We start from the raw sequence: 1,805 nt of genomic DNA, 5'->3' as shown, positions 1-1,805 counted from the left end.
AGGGAATCCCGGCCTTCAGGCCGGGCGGGAATGCGATCTTCGGCCCGGAGGCGCGCAGCGCCGGAGTTCTCTGCGCCTGTGTGGTGAGGGTCAGGCTGGGCGCTTCTGGTTCTCGATGTAGTCCTTGACGATGCTCAGGGGTGCGCCGCCGCAGGATCCGACGAAGTAGGACGGGGACCAGAACACCGAGCCCGTCCCGGTCCGATTGATCCGGCCGGTGTACTGCGCGCGCAGGTAGCGGGAGCTGACGCCTTTGAGGCTGTTGACGAGTTTGGACAGGGCGACCTTCGGCGGGTAGTGGACGAGAAGGTGGACGTGATCGTCTTCGCCGTTGAACTCCCGCAGCTCTGCGCCGAAGCTCTCGCATACGTCGCGCATGATCTCCTCGCAGCGTGTCAGCATGTCGTCGTTGAAGACTTCACGCCGGTACTTCGTGACAAACACCAAGTGCGCGTGGAGGTTGTAGATTACGTGGTTTCCACGTCTGATATCGGGATCGGGTTCCCAGCGTGGTGACATGCACCAAGTGCAGTAGGAGCGAGGATCGTACGGGCTTCGCCGAGGGGGGGGTTGAGGTGATCCGTGCGTACAAGTTCCTCATGCGGCCCACCGTCCGGCAGGGTCAGGCACTCGGCGAGATGCTGCGGGACCACTGCTCCCTCTACAACGCGGCGTTGCAGGAACGCCGCGACGCCTGGCGGCATGTCTCGAAGACCACCGTCATGTACGGGATGCAGTCCGCGCAGCTCAAGGAGATCCGGGCGTTCGACCCGGAGCGTCAGGGCCGTTGGTCGTTCAGTTCGCAGCAGGCCACCTTGCGCCGTCTCGACAAGGCGTTCGCCGCGTTCTTCCGCCGGGTCAAGTCCGGCGACACCCCGGGCTATCCGCGCTTTCGCGGGGTGAACTGGTTCGACACGGTGGACTTCCCCAGGGACGGGGACGGCTGCCGGTGGAACTCCACCCCGCACGACCCCGTCACACGTGTCCGGTTCCAGGGCGTGGGCCACGTCAGGGTCAACCAGCACCGTGCCGTGGTCGGCAGGATCAAAACCGTGTCGGTCAAGCGCGAGGGCCGTAAGTGGTTCGTCCTGCTCAGTGCCGAGCAGGGCCGGCCCGACCCACTGCCCGCGACCGGCTCCGTGGTCGGCATCGACCTGGGCATCGCGAACTACCTCGCCGACTCAGGCGGCTCGTTCGTGCCCAACCCGCGCCACGGCCGCCGTGCAGCCGAGAGGCTCGAGGCAGCGCAGCAGGCCCTGTCCCGGTTCCCGCGCCGTAAGGCGACGGACCGGACCGCCAACCATCACCGTGCGGTGGAGAAGGTCGCCGAGCTTCACAGGAAGGTGCGTCGCCGGCGCCTGGACCACGCACATAAGACCGCGCTCGGCCTGGTCCGCGCACACGACTTCATCGCGCACGAAGACCTCAAGATCCGCAACATGAGCAAGGCCCCCGCACCGAAACCCGCCCCCGGCCAGCCGGGCACCTTCCTGCCCAACGGGGCCGTCGCCAAGGCCGGGCTCAACAGGTCGATCAACGATGCCGGATGGGGGGTGTTCCTGACGATCCTGCGCGCCAAGGCTGAAAGCGCCGGACGGGAAGTGATCGCCGTGGACCCCCGCAACACCTCCCGCACCTGCCCCGAATGCGGGCACACCGCGAAGGAGAACCGGCCCACACAGGAAAAGTTCCACTGCATCTCGTGCGGCCACCACGCGCACGCTGACACGGTAGGCGCTCTCAACGTTCTACGGGCCGGGCTGGTCCTTCGCGACGCCAACCCGGCGTAACGAGAAGCCCCCGGC

General features: G+C 66.8%; 2 protein-coding genes. One reads left to right on the top strand and one right to left on the bottom strand.

Annotated features, from left to right (window positions below; translation table 11 throughout):
• Positions 1–90 precede the first annotated feature (90 nt).
• Positions 91–519, bottom strand: a complete 429-nt coding sequence (tnpA, locus tag F7R91_RS41690; protein ID WP_150959077.1) for an IS200/IS605 family transposase — start codon at positions 517–519, stop codon at positions 91–93.
• Positions 520–575: 56 nt separating this feature from the next.
• On the opposite strand from tnpA, the gene F7R91_RS41685 reads away from it, so the two are divergent.
• Positions 576–1,790 carry an RNA-guided endonuclease InsQ/TnpB family protein gene (locus tag F7R91_RS41685; protein WP_150959075.1) on the top strand — a complete coding sequence of 405 codons (1,215 nt, stop codon included), beginning with the start codon at positions 576–578 and terminating at the stop codon, positions 1,788–1,790.
• Positions 1,791–1,805 lie beyond the last annotated feature (15 nt).

The sequence above is a fragment of the Streptomyces luteolifulvus genome (genome assembly GCF_008806595.1).
Classification (GTDB): Bacteria; Actinomycetota; Actinomycetes; order Streptomycetales; family Streptomycetaceae; genus Streptomyces; species Streptomyces luteolifulvus.
Note: the sequence above shows the minus strand (reverse complement) of the source record. Positions and strands in the feature narration are given on the sequence as shown.